2 protein-coding genes are annotated in these 2,301 nt (G+C 67.0%); one reads left to right on the top strand and one right to left on the bottom strand.

Annotated elements, in window-relative coordinates; translation table 11 throughout:
• The first annotated feature begins 205 nt into the window (after positions 1-205).
• The gene (locus AB0I11_RS34285; protein ID WP_357330083.1) at positions 206-649 is read left to right on the top strand and encodes a GNAT family N-acetyltransferase; all 444 of its coding nucleotides are present in this window, start codon (positions 206-208) and stop codon (positions 647-649) included.
• Here the strand turns inward: AB0I11_RS34285 and AB0I11_RS34280 are convergent.
• Positions 646-1,926 carry an IS701 family transposase gene (locus AB0I11_RS34280; RefSeq protein WP_357330085.1) on the bottom strand — a complete coding sequence of 427 codons (1,281 nt, stop codon included), beginning with the start codon at positions 1,924-1,926 and terminating at the stop codon, positions 646-648. The genes AB0I11_RS34285 and AB0I11_RS34280 overlap by 4 nt on opposite strands.
• Positions 1,927-2,301 lie beyond the last annotated feature (375 nt).

Genomic DNA, 2,301 nt, shown 5'->3' with positions numbered 1-2,301 from the left:
TCTGCCCAACGTCATCCCAGCAAACTACTATAAATAGATGCAGAACGATGACCGCCACGCCGATGGCAGCCATCGTTTAACACCAGTCACCTAGTACGGCAGCCCGGGTTCGTTATGTAGATGACGGGCGATGTAGGCGGTGGTTGGCGCCCTGCCCGGGAGTCGTGGACGTCCGGCAGTCGGTCTGCCCTGGCATGCTGTGGTCGTGGACGTCTCCGAGATCGAGGTGCGGGACGAGGTCGGAGCCGACTGCCTGCCATATTTGATGGATTTGTTCGCTTCTGCATGGTGGACGGCCACCCGGACCACCAGCGAAGTAACGCGGATGTTGGCGGCGTCTGACCTCGTCTTTGCCCTGATTCACCGGCCCTCAGAGCGGTTGGTGGGCTTCGCCCGCGTGATCACGGACGAGGTGTACCTGGCGGTCGTGCTCGACGTGGTTGTTGCGCCTGGTTCGAGGGGATCGGGTCTGGGCGCGATGCTGATGGACGCCGTCGTCGGGCATCCTCGTCTGGCCGCCGTGCGCAGTATTGAGCTGGTCTGCCAGCCGGAGCTGATGCCGTTCTATCGGCGTTGGGGCTTCACCGAGCAGGTCGGCCGGTCTCGGCTGATGCGAAGGACCGCGGATCCGCTGCTGACCGGCGCCTAATGTGAATGGTGGATCGGTGCGCGTCGCCGGTAGTGGCTGGTCTTGGCGCGGGCTTGGTGTTGGCGTCGCCAGTGTGACCAGGCCAGCCAGTGGCTGATCGGGCGGACGGTGTTCGTGATCAGCTTGGTGAACAGGCGGCGGATCTCGTTGAGGGTCAGCGGGATCAGCGCCTGGCCGGCGGCCGGCTGGTTGTCGCGTTCGCGGGCGGCGATCACGGTGAGGATGGCGTGGGCGAGCATGACCAGGGTGGTGTGCCGGTACCAGGAGTGCCAGCGGCGGACCTGTGGCTCGTCCAGGCCGATGCTCTTGCCGGTCTGGAAGCAGGTTTCGATGCTCCAGCGTGTGCCGGCCACGTCGACCAGCCTTCGCAGCGGGACCGGCTTGGGTGAGCAGCAGCGGTAGAACGCCAACTCCCCGTCGCTGATACGGCGGCGGATCAGCAGGGTGTGCTGCCCGGTGGGCTCGCCGTCCGGGGGTGTGATGGTGATCCACGCCCAGTCGTAGTCCCGTTCGCCCTTGGACCCGGCGCCGGCGGACAGACGGTTCCAGGCCCACGCGGGCAGGCCGGCGGCGAGCCGGTCAGCGCGCTGCGGCCCATCCACGGCACGGGCGGCGACCCGGTGACTTTTCGCCACGGCGAGGACGTAGCCCACCCCGCGGCGTTGCAGATCCCGGCGCAGATGCCGGTCACCTCCGTAGGCCTCGTCGGCCGTCGCCCAGGCCGCTGGCGTGCCAGCATCGAGGGCGCGGGCGAGCATCCGCCGGGCCAGGGTGAGCTTCGTGGCGAAGCCGACCTCGGTGGGCACGCCAGCCCTGGCGCATCGGTCCGCGTCGTCAGTCCATGCCTTGGGCAGGTACACCTCCCGGTCGATCAGCGTGTACCCACCCGGGGCGGCGTAGGCCAGATAGACCGCGACCTGCGCATTCTCGATCCTGCCCGCAGTGCCGGTGTACTGCCTCTGGGTTCCAACGGTGTGAACGCCCTTCTTGAGGTCACCGGTGTCGTCCAGGATCAACACGGCGTCCGCATCGCCGAGCACGTCCACCACAAAGCCGCGCACGTCATCGCGCACCGCATCGGCGTCCCACACCGCCTCACCCAACAGGCGCTGCATCGCGTGCGGCGAGGCGTCTCCGGCCTGCTCAGCCAACTGCCAGCAGGAACGGCTGTCCACATCCGACAACAACCCCAGCACGAACGCCCGCGCCTGCCTGCGCGGCTCCACCCGAGCGAACCGCCCTGCGATCCACGCGAACCCGGTGTCGAACTCCGCCAGCCAACCGTCGGCGTCTACGCTGTGCCCAGCGGCCGCCACACGATCTTCACTTGTCCTCACAAACAGTGCATGATCAACCGGCGGCCGCCCACATGCCCGTAGGCACACCGGCCCGCCCGAAGCCACCGGAGCTCATCGCCAGCCATCTACATAACGAACCCGGGCTGCCGTACTAGATGTGCGACGGCCGGACCGTTACCGTCCTCGACGTGGACATGGCGGAATTCTGGAAGTTCCTGGAGCGGTCAGCCGAGGAGACGACCGAACCGGCCCAAGGCTGGACTAGGGCGTGTCTCCTGGATCTTGGGGCAACGTTCGGCTATCAACGTCTGTCGTGAGTGGGCGGTTTGAACTGACCGAGGTCGAGTACGCGCG

It is taken from the genome of Micromonospora sp. NPDC050495, assembly GCF_040655175.1.
In the GTDB taxonomy this organism is placed as follows: domain Bacteria; phylum Actinomycetota; class Actinomycetes; order Mycobacteriales; family Micromonosporaceae; genus Micromonospora.
The sequence above is the reverse complement of the archived record's forward strand: the minus strand, read 5'-3'. Positions and strand labels throughout refer to the sequence as shown.